This window comes from Pseudoalteromonas sp. SaAl2 (genome assembly GCF_052947895.1).
Genome location: NZ_CM129605.1, coordinates 1028183 through 1047254 on the forward strand (window position 1 = coordinate 1028183; position 19072 = coordinate 1047254).

Sequence of the window (19072 nt, forward strand, 5' to 3'; positions counted from 1 at the left end):
TTGCAATCATATTAATAAACAACAAAAACAAGCGAGAATTCGATGAAAAAACTACTGCAAACAGCATTGGCTGTATCAGTATCGTTAGCACTTTATTCAAATGTGCATGCTGCAGATAATGCAGATGATAAAAAATGGCAAGTAGATTCGCCACAAGGTCAGTTTGTTGATGCGACGATTAATGTAAGTCAAGGTACATGGATGAACGTTGATGTGAGTCCTGATGGTGAAACCATTGTGTTTGATTTGCTTGGTGATATTTACACTATGCCCATCAACGGTGGCAAAGCGACACAACTGACATCAGACATTGCATGGCAAATGCAACCCCGCTTTAGCCCTGACGGTAAACGTATTGCGTTTACGTCGGATCAAGGTGGCGGTGACAATATTTGGGTTATGGACGTGGATGGTGAAAATCAAACCGCTGTTACCGACGAAACCTTTAGATTACTAAATAGCCCTGCTTGGAGCCCTGATGGCGATTATATTGTGGCGCGTAAGCACTTTACCGCAACACGCTCGTTAGGTGCTGGTGAAGTGTGGCTTTACCATAAAGCCGGCGGTAAAGGTGTTCAGTTAACAAAGCGAGCTGATGACCAAAAAGATTTAGGTGAACCGATGTTTTCACCTGATGGTCGTTATGTTTATTTTTCTCACGATGCAACACCAGGTAAAACTTTCCATTACTCAAAAGATTCTGTTGCCGGCATTTACAAAATAAAACGCTTTGACCGTCAAACAGGTGAGATTGAAACCATTATTGAAGGTATGGGGGGCGCAATTAGGCCAACACCGTCACCGGATGGTAAAAAGCTAGCGTACATTAAGCGTGATGACTTTCAAACCAGTTTATACGTTTATGACTTAACCTCAGGTAAACACACTAAACTGTACGACAAGCTTGAACGTGATATGCAAGAAACGTGGGCGATTCATGGCGTTTATCCTACTATCGCGTGGACACCAGATAACGACGAATTAATATTCTGGGCAGGCGGTAAAATTAACAAGCTTGATGTTGAAGATAAGTCAGTCGAAAACATTGCTTTTAATGTCGAAACCAATAAAAAAATTCAAACCGCAGTGCGTTTTACACAAAATATTGATAGTGATGAATTTGACGTAAAAATGCTGCGTAATGTGCAAGTCTCGCCTGATGGTGAAACCGCTATTTTTGAGGCGCTTGGGCATATTTATAAACGTGATTTAGAGTCAGGGAAAATTAAGCGTTTAACACGCCAAGATGATCATTTTGAATTGTTTCCACAGTTTTCTCGTGATGGTAAAAAAATTGTTTATGTCACCTGGGATGACAACGAGCAAGGCAGTGTTCGTGTGGTATCAGCACGAAGCGGTCGCGGCGACACAATAACAGAACAGCCGGGAAAATATGTTGAACCAACATTTAGCCCTGACGGTAAAACCGTTGTTTATCGCAAAGCGTCAGGCGGCGGCATTTTGAATCCGGATTGGTCATTGCATCCTGGCATTTACGCAGTGAGTAGCAAAGGCGGTGAGCCTGAGTTAATTACAAAAAGTGGTTATCAACCGCAATTTGGCGCGACCAGTGACCGCATTTTTTGTGATGAGTCCGTGGCCAAAACCAAGTTTAAGTGCAGTTGAGCTTGATTCGAAGAAAGTACAAAAACTTTATGAATCGCAACATGCGACTGAATTTAGAGTATCGCCAAATGGCAAATACTTAGCGTTTGCAGAGCGCTTTAAAGTGTTTGTAACGCCGCTTGTTGAAAATGGTAAAAGCATAAATATCGGCCCGAAAGACAGTCAGTTCCCCATCGAGCAGCTATCTGTGCGGGCCGGTGAAAATATTAGCTGGAGCGCAAACAGCGATAAACTTTATTGGACTTTAGGCCCAGAGCTTTATCATGCTAGCTTGGCGGGTATTTTTGATATTAACCAAGCTGAAAATGCCGATTTTAAAGTAAAAAGCGGCGATAACATCAGCTTTAGCAAAAAAAATGGCAGAGCCTAAAGGTATGTTTGCGCTAACCGGTGCGCGTATTATCACTATGCAGGGTGATAAAGTCATCGAAAACGGCGTACTGATCACTGATGGCAAACACATCAAAGCACTTGGTAGTGCAGATAGCGTAACGATTCCTAAAGGTGCTGAAGTTGTTAACGTGGCAGGTAAAACGATTATGCCAGGTATTGTGGATGCTCATGCGCATGGCTCTCAAGGTAGTAACGAAATCATTCCTGAGCAAAATTGGAAAAACCTAGCTGGACTATCGTTAGGTGTGACAACGATTCACGATCCATCGAATGACACTTCCGAAATTTTTGCCGCCAGTGAAATGCAAAAAGCAGGCACTATTGTGGGGCCGCGTATTTTCTCAACGGGTACCATTTTATATGGTGCAAACATGCCAGGATACACCTCGCATATTGATTCGTTAGATGATGCTAAATTTCATTTAGAGCGCTTAAAGAAAGCAGGTGCGTTTAGTGTTAAATCATACAATCAACCACGACGTGAGCAACGTCAACAAGTTATTGAAGCGGGCCGTGAACTTGAAATGATGGTGGTGCCAGAAGGTGGCTCATTATTACAGCATAACTTAACCATGGTTGTGGATGGCCACACAGGGATTGAGCATTCAATTCCAGTGGCGAATATTTATGATGATATTAAACAGCTTTGGTCGCAAAGTGACGTTGGATATACACCGACTCTAGGTGTTGCTTACGGTGGTATTTGGGGTGAAAACTATTGGTATGATAAAACTGATGTGTGGAATCATCCGCGTTTAAGTAAATTTGTGCCGAAAAACCAATTGTTGCCGCGATCTATGCGCCGCGTTAAAGCGCCCGATCATCACTATAATCACTTTAATAATGCTCGCGTAGCTAAAGAGCTACAAGACTTAGGTGTATTAGTGAACCTAGGTGCGCATGGACAACGTGAAGGTTTAGCTGCTCACTGGGAAATTTGGATGTTTGCACAAGGCGGCATGACGCCACTCGAAGCGCTACGCGCCGCGACACTCGATCCTGCTAAATACATTGGCCTTGATAAAAATATTGGTTCACTTGAGGTAGGTAAACTTGCCGATTTAGTGGTGATTGATGGTAACCCACTTGAGAACATTCGTGATACTGACAAAGTTGACTACACCATGATCAATGGCCGTTTATTTAACGCAGCCACTATGAATGAAGTAGGCCAAAAACAACGTGATAAGCTTTACTTTGAAAAGAAGTAAAAAACAAAACACCGAATAGGTGATTATGACTAAAAGCGGCATTAGCCGCTTTTTTACTTTTTGGGCATACCCTTTAAGCAATAAGCTTTTTTAATATAGTTTTATCAAGCAGCAATGTTTGTGGCTCTTTGCTGACTCTTGCTTGGCAAATCATTCCCTCTTTTAATGTCATAAGTAATTTACTTAATTGCTCTGCCTCTGAAGGGGTTTCTTTAAATTGCGGTGTAAGTGTAAGCGCATCATAAATAATTTTAAGTACAGTCTGTTTATGCTCAGCACACAATTGAGCAATAGGGTGCGTGTCCATTGGAAATTCAGCTGCCGTATTTATAAAAAAGCAGCCATTAAAATCCCCAAGCTCATCTACTTGATTGTTGATCCAAAGCGATAATGCATTAAAGAGTGCGTCAGCTACATCAAATGGTGTTTTAGTATAAATAAATTGTGATTTTAGCCACCTGTTAAAACGCTCATCGCGTGCTACTAAACATGCACATATGAGTTCATCTTTACTACTAAAGTGATTATACAACGTCTTTTTAGCGACCTTAGCAGCCTGTATTACTTCATTGATGCCTACAGCATGAATGCCTTTCTTGTAAAAAAGCGCTAAAGCGGTGTTTACAATTTGCGTGCGTTTATCCATATCGGCTCCTTTAAAAAAGTAAGCTTGACATGAGTAGACCGATTTGTCTACTATATCCAGATAGACAAATTGGTCTACTTATTGGAGTTGGTCATGAGTAACGGTGTACTAAAAGCGATCAGTGCTGGAGTATTTTCAGCGATAACTTTAAGTGTGTTGGTTTTTTTAGATAGTTTAGGGAATTATGGCGTTTGGCTAATGGCCCCTTTTGGTGCTACTGCCGTATTAGTATTTGGCGTACCATCAAGTCCTTTGGCTAAGGCTAAAAACGTAATTGGAGGGCACTTTTTAACCGCATTAATAGGGGTTATTTTTGTTAATTATATCGGTGTAGATACAGCTAGCATAGCAATGGCTACAGGGCTTGCTATTAGCATGATGATGTTAACGAACCACTGTTCATCCTGCTGCGGGAGCAAATCCTATTTTGATAATGGTAACGGGGCAAAATTGGGTGTTTTTAATTACGCCAGTATTACTAGGAACGATATTCATCGTTTTATGTGGCTATTTATCTCAGTGGCTGCTAAAAGAATATTTATTTAGGCACAAAAAAACCGCTTAACAGCGGTTTTTTTATTTTAAAGTGTATTACTTTAAGTTACACAACACCGCGTGGTAGGCGGCAGTCGTGATCTTTTTCAGCTAGGTAAACAATCCATAACTCTTCGGCTGTATAGCCGTCTTCGTTAGCTGTTACAACAGCAAAGGGTGCTTTTTTCTCAGCTGATTTTGCTGGCGCGGCAGTTTTAGTTTTAGTTTTTTTAGCTGGCGCTTTTGCAGCAGGTTGCTCAGCTGTTTTACCAGATGTTAACTGCTCAGTTAACTCAGCTACATCTGCAAGGCGTAAATTTTTACCGCCGTCGATGCTGTACCAACCAGGTTTTGTAGTGATTTCAGGTTTCTTGCCATTGGCTGCTTCATATGCTGCTTCAAAGGCATTTAACACTTCTGTTTTGTCTAGTTTGCTCATCAGAGACCCTATACGTTGTAAACACAGATAAAGAATACACATTTATACCTAGTTTTGACGAACTTTTCAATTTTTTGCGATTTTCCTTTCATTTTGCTGCTATAAGCGCCAAAATTTGCACAAAATCTAATGCAGAGGTGGCAAAGTATTATGCAGCGTAGAGAATTTAACCAATTATTAAATGAGATTTTAAAACCTGATTCAATTAAAGATTTTTGCCCAAACGGGCTACAAGTTGAAGGGCAGGAGCAGATTAAAAAGATTGTGACGGGGGTTACTGCAAGCCAAGCACTCATTGATGCCGCAATTGCACATGGTGCGGATACAATTTTGGTGCACCATGGCTATTTTTGGAAAGGTGAATCACAACCCATCACAGGGATGAAAAAGCGCCGCATTGGTGCGTTATTAGCGCATAACATCAATTTGTTTGCTTATCATTTACCCCTTGATGTTCACCCCGTTATCGGCAATAACGCGCAACTAGCAGAGCTGTTAGATATGCAGTGGGAAACAGGTCTTGAGCCCGTTAATAATAGCGTGGCTGTAAAAGGGCGTTTAAAAACTCCGATGATGGGTGAGCAGTTTGCGAAAAAAATAGCCCAAGTCCTTAACCGTGAGCCGTTAACAAGTTTGGTTCGTGATGAACCAATTGAAACCATTGCCTGGTGTACGGGTGGTGGGCAAGGCTATATAGATTTAGCAGCAAGCCAAGGTGTGGATGCTTATTTAACAGGGGAGGCATCAGAGCAAACCATTCATAGCTCTCGTGAGCTAGGTATCGACTTTTTGCAGCTGGGCATCACGCCACAGAGCGTTATGGGGTCAAGGCCCTTGGTGAGCTATTATCACAAGAGCATGGTTTTGATGTAACTTTCATTGATATAGACAACCCGGTATAAACGATATATGCACCAACTAATTCAGAGCTATTTAGCGCAACTTGAATCATTACTGAAGCAGCATCAACTTTGGCAAAATGAGCCGATTGATGCCAAAGCGTTACTTTCAACTACGCCTTTTTGTCATGATACGATGGCGTTTGAGCAATGGCTGCAATTTGTGTTTATTGAAAAAATGGCTGCACTTGTTGCCAATCAACAGCCCCTGCCGAGAAACTTTGCTATTGCTCCAATGGGTGAGCTTATGCTTGCTAACAAATCAGGTGGCACAGAAGTGACTGCATTACTGAATAAATTTGATACTGCTTTTGGAAACCACAATGAGTGAACGTCCTGACCCAATAGAGTTTGGTGAACTAGAGATTTTGTATAAAGATGAAAATTACGTCGCGATAAATAAACCGTCAGGATTACTTGTTCACCGTTCTTTTTTAGATAAACACGAAACACAATTTGCGATGCAAATGCTGCGCGATCAGATTGGCCAACATGTTTTTCCTGTTCATCGATTAGACAGGCCAACCTCAGGTGTATTGCTATTTGCCCTTAGCTCAGAAGCTGCTCGTGATATAAACCAGCTGTTTATTGATAACCAAATAAGCAAACGTTATTTAGCTTTAGTACGTGGCTTTGCGCCAGAGTCAGTATTTTTAGATAAACCGCTAAAAGAAGAGCTTGATAAAATTGCCGATAAATTTGCTGATCAGGACAAAGCCCCTCAGCAAGCGCAAACACAGTTTAATTGTTTGCACCAAGCGGCGTTGCCAATTCCAATAGGTAAATATCCAACTGTGCGTTATTCATTGGTTGAGTGTTTTCCTAAAACTGGGCGAAAGCACCAAATACGCAGGCACTTGAAGCATCTATCATTACCGATTATTGGTGATGTTAATCATGGCGATAATCAGCATAACCAGTTTTTTCGGGAGCACTTTACATTGCGTCGGTTAATGTTATTTGCAACTGAGCTTAACTTTGTGCACCCTTATACAAAGCAAGCTGTAAAAATAAAAGCGCCACTGGGTGAAGCAATGCTGAGCATTTGTCAGCAACTCGGCTGGCCAAACCAAGAAAAGGATTATTAATGGCAACGATAAGTATATTTGTCGGCAGTGTTTATGGTGGAGCAGAACGCTTAAGTGACGACGTGATTGAATTGATTGAGCAGTCAAACCATCAAGCAAAGCTGATCATCACACCCACGTTAGATGATGTAAAGTCAGCGAGTCATATATTGGTAATTACCTCAACCACTGGGCAAGGTGAGATACCAGATAATTTAGCGCCGCTCTATAGCCAGCTTAACAGTCAGTTCCCTATGCTTGCAGGTAAACCTTACGGCATTGTGGCTATGGGAGACAGAAGTTATGGCGACACTTTTTGCGGCGCAGGGCGAAGCTTTGATGAGCTGTTTCGTGATTTACAGGCCAAGCCAATTGGCCATCGTCTAGAAATAGATGCCTGCGAAGACTTTGAACCTTGGCCCGTCACAGAGCCTTGGCTAAAGCTGTGGTTAACAAAGCTTCCGGAGTAAATAAAATAGAGCGCATAAGCGCTCTTTTTACTAGCTATGTTTTAGCTTACTTTACTAAGTGCTTTTTACATCCACTTTAAGTTTCAGCTTTTGCCCAGGCTGTAAGTACTTTTGTCCAGCTAGTTTGTTCCACTTAATAATATCGTTCACTGATAAGTTAAACTTAGAGGCAATACGTGCTAGCGAGTCACCACGGCGAACTTTATAGGTAATGGTTCGGTTGGTGCTAACTAGAGCCGTTTGTGTATTGTTACTTGATTTATAAACCGTGAGTTTTTGACCCAAACGTAACACACTGCTCTTTTTTAGCTTATTCCACTTTGCTAATTCATTGATCGTGACATCATATTCGCGGCTAATATCCCATAGGGTGTCGCCACTTTTAACTGTGTGCGATAGTTTCTTTTGGCTATTCTTATTAGCAGCCATACGCATTTGCTTAGGTAAATGTTCACTATTTATTGCACCATCACTCAAGGGGACGAGCAATTGTTGACCGACACGTATCGTATTTGATTTCAATTTATTAAGTGATTTAATTGCGCTGGTACTGGTTGAGAACTTTTTAGCAATTACTGACAAGCTGTCGCCGCTGGCTACTTTATATTGTTGCCAACGCAAGCGATCTTTAATATCTGTTTTAGCTAATTGTTGTTGGAAGCTGTCAACTTTATCCGACGGAATAAGTAAAAAGTGTGGTCCATTTGGATCGGTTGCCCAACGATTAAACCCTGGGTTTAATCGGTATAGCTCGGTAAGGCTAATTTGTGCCATATCAGCGGCCAAGGCTAAATCGATTTGTGATCCAACATCTACGGCTTCTACAACCTGCGCGTTTATGATTGGGTTCCAAGTAAGACCAAACTCTTCCTGACGTTTTAGCAAATCTGATAAGGCTAATAAACGCGGTACATAAGCCGTGGTTTCTTTTGGTAAATCAAGAGACCAAAAATCTGTTGGTAACTGCTTTTTACGATTCTTTTTTATTGCGCGTAACAAGCGACCTTCGCCGGAGTTGTAAGCTGCAATGGCGTTTAACCAGTCGCCTTCAAGAGTTTTGTGTAAATATGAAAGGTAATCAAGGGCAGCACGTGTAGATTGCACAATATCGCGGCGGCCGTCGTACCACCAATTTTGTTTTAAGTCGAAGCGTTCGCCTGTTTGCGGCATAAACTGCCAAATACCCGACGCACTGCGATGTGAATAACCAAACGGGTCAAATGCGCTTTCTACAATAGGAAGTAGCGCAATCTCAATCGGCATTTCACGTTTTTCAACTTCTTCAACAATAAAGTGCAAGTACGGCTCAGCGCGTTTTGACACTCGATCTAAGTAGCTTTGGTGGCGTGCATAATAGTTACGTTCAGTCACAACCGGGCGGTTTTGCGGCACCTCAATTGATAATTGGTAGCGAATTCGCTCCCATACATCATCAAAAATAGGGGGAGCGTCATCAAGTTCGTTTACCTGCAGGTATTGTGCATTGATCATTAATGCATTATTGATATCGCTAGGGCTCGCACCTTCTAATTGCTGCGCGGTTTGATTGACAATTAGCTGCTCACTTGCGTTATCGGATTGTGTTGAAGTCAAGGTTTGACAACCACTTAGCACCAATGCCAAGCTTAAAACGAGGGGAGATTTTTTCATAAATACCAAATACATCAGGTAAAAAACTCGGCGAATACTACCCGTTATGAGCTAACATTGCCACTGTATGACCATCTAAAAACTGCAACGCTAAGCATTTATACCCCATAATCATATGATAACTATGAGGTTATAGTTTTAGAAGTGGTCTTTCCAGGTTCTAAGACCCGCAAAGTTTTGCCAAGGTTCATTATTTTGTAATATGTTTTTTGATTTATACTGATATTCAGTTGGGATATTTTGACTAATACCCGAGATATCACTGCGCATGAAAGGGTTTATCTTTTTCTCTAAAGCGATAGTGCTAGGTAATGTAATTTCATCATTGCTGCGTTTCGCATCTACCCATTGAGCATATTCAATTAAATCCGCGTTGCTAGGTTCAACCGCTAAGGCAAACGCTAAATTTGCTTGTGTGTATTCATGAGTGCAATATATCTTACACGCATTTGGCAGCTTCTTTAGTTTATCAAAAGAGTGCTGCATTTGCTCGGCACTGCCTTCAAACAGGCGCCCGCAGCCACCACTAAATAGTGTGTCACCAGTAAATGCCAGGGCAGGGTTTAAATAACAAATGTGGTCTAAAGTATGGCCAGGGGTATGGATGATCGCAAACTCAGTGTCAAATACTGTAACGTTATCGCCTTCATTTAGCGTGTTTGTTATCCCTTTAAATGGACTATTGCTTGGGCCATATACCATGATACCAGGGAAGGCTTTGCATAAATTGGCCACGCCATCAGTGTGATCGTAATGGTGATGGGTGATTAGTATCCCCGCCAGTGTTAAATCAGCATCATTTAAATGGTTGAGTACAGGCTCTGCTTGACCCGGGTCAACAACCCAGGCTAATTGGCTTTGGCTATCTGTGATGCACCAAATGTAGTTATCAGAAAAGGCTTTAATTGCTTTGACTTGCACCATGTAACATTGCTCTATAAAGTGACGATATTAATAGTATAACGAGCTCAGCAAATGAAACCAGCCCTTAGTTTTCAAGAAGGACCTAAACCACTGTCGTGGCATGAGTTTCCTCATGGTGACTATTTACGTTGCGATATTGAACGTAAGATGGCGAAGTGGTTACCGCGAATGTTCGGTTATCACATGCTCAAATTGGGTAATCTCAGTGGTGAGCTTAAAACCAGTGCGAGCACGATTAAACATCAAGTGTGTGTGGCCGAATCAGGCCCGTTTACAGGAGTTATTGCAGATATTGATGAGCTGCCGTTTTATGAACACAGCGTTGATGCTTGTATTCTAAGCCACTGTTTAGAATATCATTCAGACCCTCATCATATTTTGCGAGAAGCACACCGTACATTGATCCCTGGTGGATATATTGTGATCACCGGGTTTAACCCGTTTAGTTTATGTGGCTTGGCTCAATTGCTGCCATTTAGTGGTCAAAAATTGCCATGGACGGGGCGTTTCTTTTACCCCAGCGCGCGTGAAGGATTGGCTTAACTTACTCGGCTTTGAAATTATCGGCGATGAGCGATTTATTTATTCTTCTTTAGCGCGTGGCAACAGGTTGTCACGTTTTGCGCCATGGCGACGTTTTGCTAAGCAATATTTAAAACCCATGGGCAGTGTATATATGTTAGTTGCACGTAAACGCGTAGCTCCATTAACCCCCATTAAACCAAAGTGGCATGCAAGGCCGCAATTTGCGCCGGTTAAAGGAGCTGGGCTGCGACAAACATCAAAGCAGCACCGTCAGCGGAATAGTTAATTTAGGTGCAGACCCTTTAGGTAATTCTCCTGCGCGTATATTCATTTGTATAGCAGGGTGTAATAATTTAGGTACATTTAATGTCGCATCACGGCATTCTCTGGCATGGATGTACTCTTGCTCAGAGCTTTGTAAGTGCACATTAGTTAAACGTTGCTCACCCACCGTTGTTTTATTAGCAAGCTTACGCCCGTTGGGCTGATAATCATGACACATCCACATGACTGTTTGATCGGGCAGGGCTAAAATTTTCTGTAAAGATATATATAGTTGTTTTGCGCTGCCGCCAGGAAAGTCACAGCGGGCAGTGCCACTGTCAGGCATAAAGAATGTATCGCCAACAAATACGTTGTCTGCAATTAAATAACACACACTATCAGGTGTATGGCCAGGCGTTGTTAATACACTAAATTGGCTATCACCAAATGGGTAGTGGCTTTTATCATCAAACAACTCATCAAAATGGCGACCATCACAAGGCATATCAATCTGATATAAATTACTAAAATAATCTTGTACTTGGGTGATGTTGGCACCGGTGCCGAGTTTACATGGGTGCTTTGGGTGAAGTTTATGTTTGATGTAGCCTGCGGCGGTAATATGATCAGCATGGGCGTGGGTCTCTAACAACCACTCAAGAGTCAGCTTATTGGCAGTAATAAATTCAATAATTTCATCGGCAGTTACAAAGCTAAGAGTGCCACTAGGAGCGTCAAAGTCAGCGGGAGGGTCAATCAGCAAAGCGCTACCGGTATTTAAACAACTAACTAAGTAACTAAACGTAGCGCTCTGTGGGTGAAAAAAAGACTTAACCGAGACAGGCATTTTACAACTCCATTATATGATATAGCTAATTCTTATATCATATAACCTAAATGTAAAATAGCTTGAGGTGAATTAATCACCGCTGATGTAGTATTGCTTTATTCTGGCTTGTAGCCTTCATCGACTAATAAGTTTTTACTGCCCGCGGCATCACGGGCTAAATCATCGACTATTTCGTTGTATTTGTTACCGCTGTGACCTTTTACCCATTTCCAGGTTATTTTGTGTCTATTGCAGGCTTCATCAAGGCGTTTCCATAAGTCGACATTTTTAACCGGTTTTTTGGCTGACGTTTTCCAGCCGCGCTTTTTCCAGTTTGCAACCCAAGACTCAATGCCTTGCTTTACATATTGGCTGTCTGTGGTGAGGTTTATCTCACAAGGACGGTTTAAACTTTCAAGTGCAACAATGGCTGCGAGCATCTCCATGCGATTGTTTGTGGTGAGGGTATAACCTTGGCTCATTTCTTTTTCATGACCATTATAAAGCATGAAAATACCATATCCGCCGGGGCCCGGATTACCTAAACATGAGCCATCGGTATAAATCTCTACGGTTTTTTGCACTGTTTTACCTTGATATTATGTACAATAAAGTGATTATAGAAAGATACCAGAATCAGGCTAAGTTCGATATGCAGCGTAGACAAATAGTTTTAGATACAGAAACCACCGGCATCGACCCTAAACAAGGGCACCGAATTATTGAAATCGGGTGTGTGGAGTTAATAAACCGCAGATTAACTGGCAATAATTTTCACGTTTATATTAATCCGCAACGCAGTATTGAAGAAGAAGCAATTGATGTTCACGGTATTACCAATGAGTTTTTACGTGATAAACCGTTATATCATCAAATTGCGCAGGAGTTTTTTGATTACATCAAAGGCGCAGAGCTCGTTATTCATAACGCGCCGTTTGACGTCGGCCACATGGACAATGAATTTGCCTTGCTTAATCAGGGATATCCGAACACTCACGAATACTGCCAAGTTCTCGACACCCTTAAAATGGCGCGTGACTTGCATCCTGGTCAAAAGAATAATCTTGATGCGCTTTGCCGCCGTTACGATGTAGATAACACTAAGCGGACGTTACACGGCGCATTACTGGATTCTGAAATACTGGCAGACGTTTACTTAGCCATGACTGGTGGCCAAGTTAAGCTTAACTTGAATCAAAATAAAGATCAGGGTAGTGAGCAGCAACAAAAAGAAATTCGTCGTTTAGATCCAAACCGTGCTCCATTGATGGTTTTAAAAGCGTTAGATGACGAGCAAGTAGCGCATGAAGCAAGGTTAGATATTGTTCAAGATGCTGGCGGCCAATGTTTATGGCGCGCCGAATAAGGCCCACAATGAAAATATTTTTATTGGCAATAATAATGGCATTAACTGTGCCGTTGGCTCTGAGTGCAAATAGCGATAATAAAATAACGTTATTGAAACGCGATAGCGGGCAAAATGAAATACCGCTATTAAATAATCGATTTCGAATCGATTACAAAGTAAATGAAATAACGTTGCTGTTTTTTCGTAAGCGCGGCTCTCCTGCCGTTATTTTAGTGCAGCCAAACGGGAGTAAGCTTTACGCAACCTCTGCGATTAAAGAACCTAACGTAGATTGGTTTGACGAGCTAAGTTACGATTTGATCACTATACGCGAACCAATGGCAGGGCCGTGGCAAGTGGTCGGCAGTATTTTACCTGATAGCCGTATTGTTGTACTCGGTGATATTGACTTAAAGGTGGAGCCTTTGCCACCTTTACTCTTTCGCGGTGAAACTGTCAAAATTACTGGGCAGGTTTTAAATGATAACGAACCGATTAACGTGGGCTTATTCAGAGATGTTGTTAGCTTACATGTTGATTTTATAAGTACTAACAATAGTGATTATGCTAATTTTGGTGCGGGTACTCATAACGTTGCACAATTTAAAGACGATGGTCGAGGGTTTGACGAGCGCCCAAAAGATGGCATTTTTACAGGCGAATTTAAGCTTGTTTTCCCCGCAGGCCAATGGCAACCCGAGTTATACATCGAAACCCCTTTATTAAAACGAACTGTAGTTCAGGATGTGCTTGAAGTAAAAGAACCCCCATTTAGTTATGACATAGCGCTTGCTCAAGATGATGCACATGAACACAAATTAACGATTACTCTAGACTCAAGTGTGGTAAAGCCAGAAACCGTACTGATACAAGGTAAAATTTATTACCCTAATAACGAAGAGCAGATGTTTAACTTAGAAGGCAGTAAATTGCTGACGCGTGAGTTACTCATTAAAAATTATGATTGGGGTCGTTACAGTGTTGAGTTATCTGTATTTGGTACTAATGTTAATGACCGAGAATTTATGGCGACATTGCCTACCTATAAATTTGAAATTGAACGTCCTATCGAAGCCGTACCAGAATTACCAGAACCAATAATTACAGAAGCTGAGCAAAAAGAAATCGACAGAGCAATAAGAGAAGCCCAGACTATGTCGACCATGGTGTTTATTAGCTTAATTATTGGTGGGAATTTGATAGTTCTATTAATTGGTTGGCTGGCAATTCGTAAATTTGTTCAGAAAAAACCAATATTCCCTAAAGTCAGTATTCCTTTTTTGAAGAAAAAAACAGCAGCTGATGAAGAGCCCACTATAGGCGAAAAAAATGAAGTTGGTAAAAATGGCTCAAAAAGTGATAAATCAGGTGAAATTTTAAACCTTTCGATGTCAGATGACTAAAAAACCTGTAAAAAAACAAAAAAGCCCTTGACGAAGTAGGGGTTGGTTCGTATTATTCACGCCGCTGTCAGGGAGACTCAGACAGCAACGAAAATGCGGAGTGGTAGTTCAGTTGGTTAGAATACCGGCCTGTCACGCCGGGGGTCGCGGGTTCGAGTCCCGTCCACTCCGCCAATTTTCGACAATTTGTAAGTAGATGCTGGAGTGGTAGTTCAGTTGGTTAGAATACCGGCCTGTCACGCCGGGGGTCGCGGGTTCGAGTCCCGTCCACTCCGCCAACACTTACACAACATATGGTTGTAAAACATATTCTTATTATGGAGTGGTAGTTCAGTTGGTTAGAATACCGGCCTGTCACGCCGGGGGTCGCGGGTTCGAGTCCCGTCCACTCCGCCAATAAGAAAAATAACAGTTTAAATATGCGCTGGAGTGGTAGTTCAGTTGGTTAGAATACCGGCCTGTCACGCCGGGGGTCGCGGGTTCGAGTCCCGTCCACTCCGCCAACTATTTAAACACTGTTATATTACAAAATTTGTATGCTGGAGTGGTAGTTCAGTTGGTTAGAATACCGGCCTGTCACGCCGGGGGTCGCGGGTTCGAGTCCCGTCCACTCCGCCAACAAATTAAGTAATAGCAAGTATAATGATATCTCTGCGGAGTGGTAGTTCAGTTGGTTAGAATACCGGCCTGTCACGCCGGGGGTCGCGGGTTCGAGTCCCGTCCACTCCGCCACTTGATATCATGAATAAAATTAGTAAGTGCATTACCCCATGCACATACCACTGCGGAGTGGTAGTTCAGTTGGTTAGAATACCGGCCTGTCACGCCGGGGGTCGCGGGTTCGAGTCCCGTCCACTCCGCCACTTGTTATTTCCTCAATAACAAGAAATAAATAATTCCCTTGTTAATAAATTAAAGCATAATCGCTATCAGCTATCAGCTATCAGCTATCAGCTATCAGCTTTAGGTAGGCATAAAAAAGCCTGCACTCTCATTCAAGCACAGGCCATTTATTACTTTCTCGTTTTATTTAGTTTTGTGGGTCAAATAACTCTTTTAAGTAAGTATCCAAAAAGTTTAGATACGCGTTAGAGGCGCTGATACGGTTTTCTTTTTTGCTAAAACCATGGCCTTCATCGTCAAATAATACATACTCGACTGGCACACCATTGGCTTTTACTGCGGCAACTAGTTCATCGCTTTCAACTTGTAATACTCGCGGATCGTTAGCACCTTGAATTACCATTAGAGGTTTAGTGATGTTATCGGCATGAAACAGCGGAGAAATAGCACGGTGACGCTCGCCATCTGTCGCTGGGTCGCCCATTTCATCGTACAGCGCTTTTTTAAAGCTTTCCCACCAAGGTGGAATTGAGTTCAGCGTTCTCACCCAGTTAGTCACACCAAAAATATTGATGCCTACTTTGAACTCTTCTGGCTCAAAGGCTAGTGCTGCTGCGGTCATAAAGCCACCGTAGCTTCCACCCATGATGCCAATTTTATCTGCATCGACCCAATCTAAGCTTTGTAAGTGTTTTTTACCGTAAACAATATCTTGTAAATCATCAGTGCCATGTTTTTTATCATCTAAATGGAAAAATGTTTTACCGTACCCAGAGCTGCCACGGTTATTGACGGCAAAAATAGCATAGCCGTGATTAACTAGGTGCTGTTGCATCGCACTGTAGCCTGTTCGGCTTTGGCCGCCAGGGCCGCCATGCACCCAGATAAGCGCAGGTACTTTATTATTGCTGCTGGCTTGTTTTGGTTTATACAAAACGCCTGGTATGTCTAAACCATCAAAACTTTTAAAGCGCACGCTGGTACTCTCTACTAAGTCGTTCTGATTGATATCATCACTTAATGTGTTTGTGAGTTGCTTGGCTTCATTACTACCAACTTGCCAGACAAATAAATTGCTTGGTGAAGTGTCTGAGTTTAAGTAAAACGCCATGGTTTTCTCATCGCGTGAGAAATTCACACTGCGTAGATTCCCTGCTGGCAATTTAGGCATAGCGATTTCTTTACCGGTATTGGTATCTTTGACGGTCACTTTGGTGCTTGCATCAGCATTAACACCACTTACCTGATAGCGGCCAGAATTAGAGAAGTATATAAAACTAACATCCCAGTCATCTTTTAATGCAGGGCTATGTTCGCCTGTGGCTAAGTCATAGCGCCAAACTTGCGAAAACTCACCTTTAGCGTCTGTAGAGTAGTATAAATATTTGCTGTCTACAGAGAAGGTGTCAGGCGTATATTGAGCCGGTGTATCATGTTTAGAAATTAACTGTGGCTTGAGTGTCTTTTTATAGGTATCAAGAATAAATGTATCACTGTCTTTATTAGTATTGCTTTTAGATAGCGCAATATAACGGCCATCAGGGCTGATTGCCCCCACATTTAAACCTAAGGTATTTTGATACACAGGCGTGACTTGATACGTTTTACTATCAACGCGGTACAAGTCCATAAACTTGGCATCACGCTGATTACTGGTGATAAAAAATTGGCTACCGTCTTTGGTAAAGCCTGCAAAGCTGGCACGCGTTTCATCGCCCGGGGTTAAATCTTTGATTGTGCCGTCAAGTTCACGCACGTAGACATGAAAGCGCTCATTACCGCCTGAATCTTTGGTAAATAAAACGCGCTCATCATTAGGGAAGTAACGTACAGGGTAGGTACTGTCTTCAAAGTTAGTTAAGCGCTTTTTACTGCTGGTTTTTACATCGACTTCATATAAGCTGTAAATGCCACTTTCATCGCTACTGACCAGAACCTTATCGCCAGAAGGAGAAAAGCTACTACCCATGATAGATGTAGTATCAAAAAAAGTTTTTGCGTTATAAGTTTTTACTTGTTGTGTTTGCGCAGTTGTCACAGATGCAGAGGCTGAATTATTAGATTGACTGCAACCTGTTAATGCAATCGATACTGCACAGGTAATACAGGCAAGTTTGAGGGCTTTTTTCATAGATACATTCCTTGGTTTATAGTTATAGACTCTTAGTGTTAACCGAACGTTTTTTAAACGCAAGTACTTCGCATATGCGAACAGCAATAAAGTGTTACAAAGCGTGTATCGTTTTTAGATAAGTATTCGTTATAATAATAACTTATTGAAAAAGTGAGTATTTATGATAGAAGTCATTGGGTTACATAAACAGTTTGCTGAAAACATATTGTACAGTGATTATAGCGTGCAATTTTTAGCACCTAAGACATGTATTGAAGCGCCTAATGGCCAAGGAAAAACAACGTTATTAATGATCTTAGCAGAGCTTGAAACGCGTCAAAGTGGGCAGATTTTATTTTCTAAGAAAGCATTAACCGAACCACATAAGCAAGTTGCTATAGCCTCAGACTGTATTGCTTTACCAGATTTTCTAACAGCAAAGCAAATTATTAACTTATCCGTGAATACGCAGGATTGTCGTTGGCCCACGAGAATAATAGATGGGTTTAATTTTAATGAATTTTTAAATACGCGTTTTGATGCGCTGTCATCAGGTAACCAAAAGAAATGCCAGTTAATTTTAGCGCTTATGCGAGATGCACCGTATTTACTATTAGATGAACCCAGCGCAGCCCTTGATCAAACCAGTATTCAGTATTTACTAAATTTACTTGATGAATATTTAATTGATAAGCCTGAAGGTCAAATAATCATCACCTGCCATGAACCAGCGCCATTTATTGAGCATGGCTTTGAGTGTATGCCTTTATGATTGCAAATTTTAAACAATCAATAGGGCAATATCGCTGTTTTATGGGCTATCGGTATCAGGCTTACAAAACTGAACTCACACAATTATTGCTGCAGCTTAAAAACTTTGGTTTGTTATTTCTAGTGGTACTTGGCTCTGCCATGCTTGGTATGATTTTACTGCTATTTTTAGGACTGGGGAAAATTATCGATAGCAGCGATGCACCGCAGTATGGTGCACAGATGGCTTGGCTGTACTTGCTGTTGCAAAGTGTCATGTTAAGTGCAATGAAATCGGCGATAAAAAATACCGCTCAGCGTGCGTTTCAACAGACATTAGTAAAGCGGTATTGGCTTGGTTTGATGGATATTAAACTTTTGCTGTTAAGTAATGGCTGGTTGATTGCGAGCCTTATTATCGCGATTGATCTTAGTGTGAGCCAGTGGCTTAGAGTGCCGCATTTCTTGCTGTTTTTACTATTACAATTAGTGCTTGGCATTTTATGTTTATACAGGCCAATAGCGCTTGTTTATGGTTTTTTGTTATCCGCAATCTGGGTAACGTTACCGCTAGATGTTAATCCACAGATTTATCAGTGTGGTTTTATGCTGCTGTTTGCCCTAAGTACCTTGATGGTGCCTTTTAGTTTTTACCGCAAAGGTAAAGTTGAGTTCACTTGCAGGTTTTTGGTTATTATTTTTTATACATAATAGCTGGGCTCTGATTTGGCGAGGGGCTTTATTGCTGTGTGTATTTATGGCATCCAAAGTGTTGTTGCAAGAGCGCGCTGATTTAGCTGCTATCTTCAGCATTTTATCACTTGCCTTTGTGGTGCTGTTTAGTAGTTCATTACAATTTGATTGTCGTCACCTTCATCAACAATATAATGTATTTTTTAAAATGCAGAATAAGCAAACAGCATTCTTTGTTAGCTTATTTATTCCTAGCTTAATTGTTTTATTATTCGCACTGGTTGGTTTGGGGGCTTTATTTAATCACGCAAGTAATTTGTTGCTAGTAATAGGAGTTGTTTGGTGTTTACTACAACAGATCTTAGCACAAAAAAAACCAGCGCATTATGCGCTGGTTTGGATGGTTATAACAGGTTTGTTACTGGCTGTGTATTAACTGCTAATC

14 protein-coding genes, 7 tRNA genes and 5 pseudogenes are annotated in these 19072 nt (G+C 41.6%); 19 read left to right on the forward strand and 7 right to left on the reverse strand.

Annotated elements, in window-relative coordinates:
• Positions 1-42 precede the first annotated feature (42 nt).
• Positions 43-3230 (forward strand): annotated as a pseudogene (locus ACU8V8_RS04885) (amidohydrolase family protein).
• Between the two features lie 73 nt (positions 3231-3303).
• Here the strand turns inward: ACU8V8_RS04885 and ACU8V8_RS04890 are convergent.
• Complete coding sequence (locus ACU8V8_RS04890; protein WP_446889011.1) at positions 3304-3876, reverse strand: TetR/AcrR family transcriptional regulator; 573 nt, start codon at positions 3874-3876, stop codon at positions 3304-3306.
• A gap of 93 nt (positions 3877-3969) precedes the next feature.
• Between ACU8V8_RS04890 and ACU8V8_RS04895 the strand changes: the two are divergent.
• Positions 3970-4209, forward strand: a pseudogene (locus ACU8V8_RS04895) (HPP family protein); the annotation flags it as partial.
• Positions 4210-4309: 100 nt separating this feature from the next.
• Positions 4310-4441: a hypothetical protein gene (locus tag ACU8V8_RS04900; protein ID WP_446889012.1), complete on the forward strand. Its 132-nt coding sequence runs from the start codon at positions 4310-4312 to the stop codon at positions 4439-4441.
• Positions 4442-4477: 36 nt separating this feature from the next.
• On the opposite strand, the gene ACU8V8_RS04905 is transcribed toward ACU8V8_RS04900, so the two are convergent.
• Positions 4478-4849: a hypothetical protein gene (locus tag ACU8V8_RS04905; RefSeq protein WP_087534209.1), complete on the reverse strand. Its 372-nt coding sequence runs from the start codon at positions 4847-4849 to the stop codon at positions 4478-4480.
• Between the two features lie 150 nt (positions 4850-4999).
• On the opposite strand from ACU8V8_RS04905, the pseudogene ACU8V8_RS04910 reads away from it, so the two are divergent.
• The 4 genes and pseudogenes from ACU8V8_RS04910 to ACU8V8_RS04925 all read left to right on the forward strand — a co-directional run bounded on the left by ACU8V8_RS04910 (position 5000) and on the right by ACU8V8_RS04925 (position 7285).
• Positions 5000-5751 (forward strand): annotated as a pseudogene (locus tag ACU8V8_RS04910) (Nif3-like dinuclear metal center hexameric protein).
• A 7-nt stretch (positions 5752-5758) separates the two neighbouring features.
• Positions 5759-6079, forward strand: coding sequence for a YqcC family protein (locus ACU8V8_RS04915; RefSeq protein ID WP_290210711.1), 321 nt, complete (start codon positions 5759-5761; stop codon positions 6077-6079).
• Positions 6072-6836 (forward strand): tRNA pseudouridine(65) synthase TruC, encoded by a 765-nt coding sequence (truC, locus tag ACU8V8_RS04920; RefSeq protein ID WP_290210712.1) that lies wholly within the window; start codon positions 6072-6074, stop codon positions 6834-6836. The genes ACU8V8_RS04915 and truC overlap by 8 nt, the downstream gene beginning before the upstream one ends.
• Complete coding sequence (locus tag ACU8V8_RS04925; protein WP_290210713.1) at positions 6836-7285, forward strand: flavodoxin; 450 nt, start codon at positions 6836-6838, stop codon at positions 7283-7285. Before truC ends, ACU8V8_RS04925 begins: the two co-directional genes overlap by 1 nt.
• Positions 7286-7339: 54 nt before the next feature.
• Here ACU8V8_RS04925 and ACU8V8_RS04930 read toward each other — a convergent pair whose 3' ends face one another.
• Entirely contained in the window at positions 7340-8935 is a 1596-nt protein-coding gene (locus tag ACU8V8_RS04930) for a LysM peptidoglycan-binding domain-containing protein (RefSeq protein ID WP_290210714.1), read from the reverse strand.
• A 138-nt stretch (positions 8936-9073) separates the two neighbouring features.
• Entirely contained in the window at positions 9074-9859 is a 786-nt protein-coding gene (gene gloB, locus ACU8V8_RS04935; RefSeq protein ID WP_446889013.1) for a hydroxyacylglutathione hydrolase, read from the reverse strand.
• Positions 9860-9910: 51 nt separating this feature from the next.
• Between gloB and ACU8V8_RS04940 the strand changes: the two are divergent.
• Positions 9911-10670 (forward strand): annotated as a pseudogene (locus ACU8V8_RS04940) (class I SAM-dependent methyltransferase).
• On the opposite strand, the gene ACU8V8_RS04945 reads toward ACU8V8_RS04940, so the two are convergent.
• Both ACU8V8_RS04945 and rnhA read right to left on the reverse strand, forming a co-directional pair.
• Positions 10641-11495, reverse strand: a complete 855-nt coding sequence (locus ACU8V8_RS04945; protein WP_446889014.1) for an MBL fold metallo-hydrolase — start codon at positions 11493-11495, stop codon at positions 10641-10643. The pseudogene ACU8V8_RS04940 and the gene ACU8V8_RS04945 overlap by 30 nt on opposite strands.
• Positions 11496-11593: 98 nt before the next feature.
• Positions 11594-12061 carry a ribonuclease HI gene (rnhA, locus tag ACU8V8_RS04950; RefSeq protein WP_446889015.1) on the reverse strand — a complete coding sequence of 156 codons (468 nt, stop codon included), beginning with the start codon at positions 12059-12061 and terminating at the stop codon, positions 11594-11596.
• Positions 12062-12129: 68 nt separating this feature from the next.
• On the opposite strand from rnhA, the gene dnaQ reads away from it, so the two are divergent.
• From dnaQ to ACU8V8_RS04995, 9 genes are all read left to right on the forward strand, one after another.
• Positions 12130-12843 carry a DNA polymerase III subunit epsilon gene (gene dnaQ / locus ACU8V8_RS04955; RefSeq protein WP_290210719.1) on the forward strand — a complete coding sequence of 238 codons (714 nt, stop codon included), beginning with the start codon at positions 12130-12132 and terminating at the stop codon, positions 12841-12843.
• 8 nt (positions 12844-12851) lie between these two features.
• Positions 12852-14228, forward strand: a complete 1377-nt coding sequence (locus tag ACU8V8_RS04960; RefSeq protein ID WP_446889016.1) for a TIGR03503 family protein — start codon at positions 12852-12854, stop codon at positions 14226-14228.
• 97 nt (positions 14229-14325) lie between these two features.
• Positions 14326-14402 (forward strand) — tRNA-Asp (locus ACU8V8_RS04965).
• Positions 14403-14429: 27 nt separating this feature from the next.
• Positions 14430-14506 (forward strand) — tRNA-Asp (locus ACU8V8_RS04970).
• 41 nt (positions 14507-14547) lie between these two features.
• Positions 14548-14624, forward strand: a tRNA-Asp gene (locus ACU8V8_RS04975).
• Positions 14625-14654: 30 nt separating this feature from the next.
• Positions 14655-14731, forward strand: a tRNA-Asp gene (locus ACU8V8_RS04980).
• Between the two features lie 38 nt (positions 14732-14769).
• A tRNA-Asp gene (locus ACU8V8_RS04985) sits at positions 14770-14846 on the forward strand.
• Positions 14847-14883: 37 nt separating this feature from the next.
• Positions 14884-14960 (forward strand) — tRNA-Asp (locus tag ACU8V8_RS04990).
• Between the two features lie 54 nt (positions 14961-15014).
• Positions 15015-15091 (forward strand) — tRNA-Asp (locus tag ACU8V8_RS04995).
• Positions 15092-15258: 167 nt separating this feature from the next.
• Here ACU8V8_RS04995 and ACU8V8_RS05000 read toward each other — a convergent pair.
• On the reverse strand, positions 15259-17202 hold the full coding sequence (locus tag ACU8V8_RS05000) for an alpha/beta fold hydrolase (protein WP_446889017.1): 1944 nt from the start codon (positions 17200-17202) through the stop codon (positions 15259-15261).
• Between the two features lie 163 nt (positions 17203-17365).
• Between ACU8V8_RS05000 and ACU8V8_RS05005 the strand changes: the two genes are divergently transcribed.
• On the forward strand, positions 17366-17956 hold the full coding sequence (locus ACU8V8_RS05005; protein WP_290210721.1) for an ATP-binding cassette domain-containing protein: 591 nt from the start codon (positions 17366-17368) through the stop codon (positions 17954-17956).
• Positions 17953-19063: pseudogene (locus tag ACU8V8_RS05010) on the forward strand (DUF6136 family protein). Before ACU8V8_RS05005 ends, ACU8V8_RS05010 begins: the two are co-directional and overlap by 4 nt.
• The last annotated feature ends 9 nt before the right edge of the window (positions 19064-19072 follow it).

Coding starts and splice junctions, on each gene's coding strand:
- ACU8V8_RS04890 (WP_446889011.1), bottom strand. CDS start 3,876: ATGGATAAACGCACGCAAATTGTAAACACCGCTTTAGCGCTTTTTTAC.
- ACU8V8_RS04900 (WP_446889012.1), top strand. CDS start 4,310: ATGGTAACGGGGCAAAATTGGGTGTTTTTAATTACGCCAGTATTACTA.
- ACU8V8_RS04905 (WP_087534209.1), bottom strand. CDS start 4,849: ATGAGCAAACTAGACAAAACAGAAGTGTTAAATGCCTTTGAAGCAGCA.
- ACU8V8_RS04915 (WP_290210711.1), top strand. CDS start 5,759: ATGCACCAACTAATTCAGAGCTATTTAGCGCAACTTGAATCATTACTG.
- truC (WP_290210712.1), top strand. CDS start 6,072: ATGAGTGAACGTCCTGACCCAATAGAGTTTGGTGAACTAGAGATTTTG.
- ACU8V8_RS04925 (WP_290210713.1), top strand. CDS start 6,836: ATGGCAACGATAAGTATATTTGTCGGCAGTGTTTATGGTGGAGCAGAA.
- ACU8V8_RS04930 (WP_290210714.1), bottom strand. CDS start 8,935: ATGAAAAAATCTCCCCTCGTTTTAAGCTTGGCATTGGTGCTAAGTGGT.
- gloB (WP_446889013.1), bottom strand. CDS start 9,859: ATGGTGCAAGTCAAAGCAATTAAAGCCTTTTCTGATAACTACATTTGG.
- ACU8V8_RS04945 (WP_446889014.1), bottom strand. CDS start 11,495: ATGCCTGTCTCGGTTAAGTCTTTTTTTCACCCACAGAGCGCTACGTTT.
- dnaQ (WP_290210719.1), top strand. CDS start 12,130: ATGCAGCGTAGACAAATAGTTTTAGATACAGAAACCACCGGCATCGAC.
- ACU8V8_RS04960 (WP_446889016.1), top strand. CDS start 12,852: ATGAAAATATTTTTATTGGCAATAATAATGGCATTAACTGTGCCGTTG.
- ACU8V8_RS05000 (WP_446889017.1), bottom strand. CDS start 17,202: ATGAAAAAAGCCCTCAAACTTGCCTGTATTACCTGTGCAGTATCGATT.
- ACU8V8_RS05005 (WP_290210721.1), top strand. CDS start 17,366: ATGATAGAAGTCATTGGGTTACATAAACAGTTTGCTGAAAACATATTG.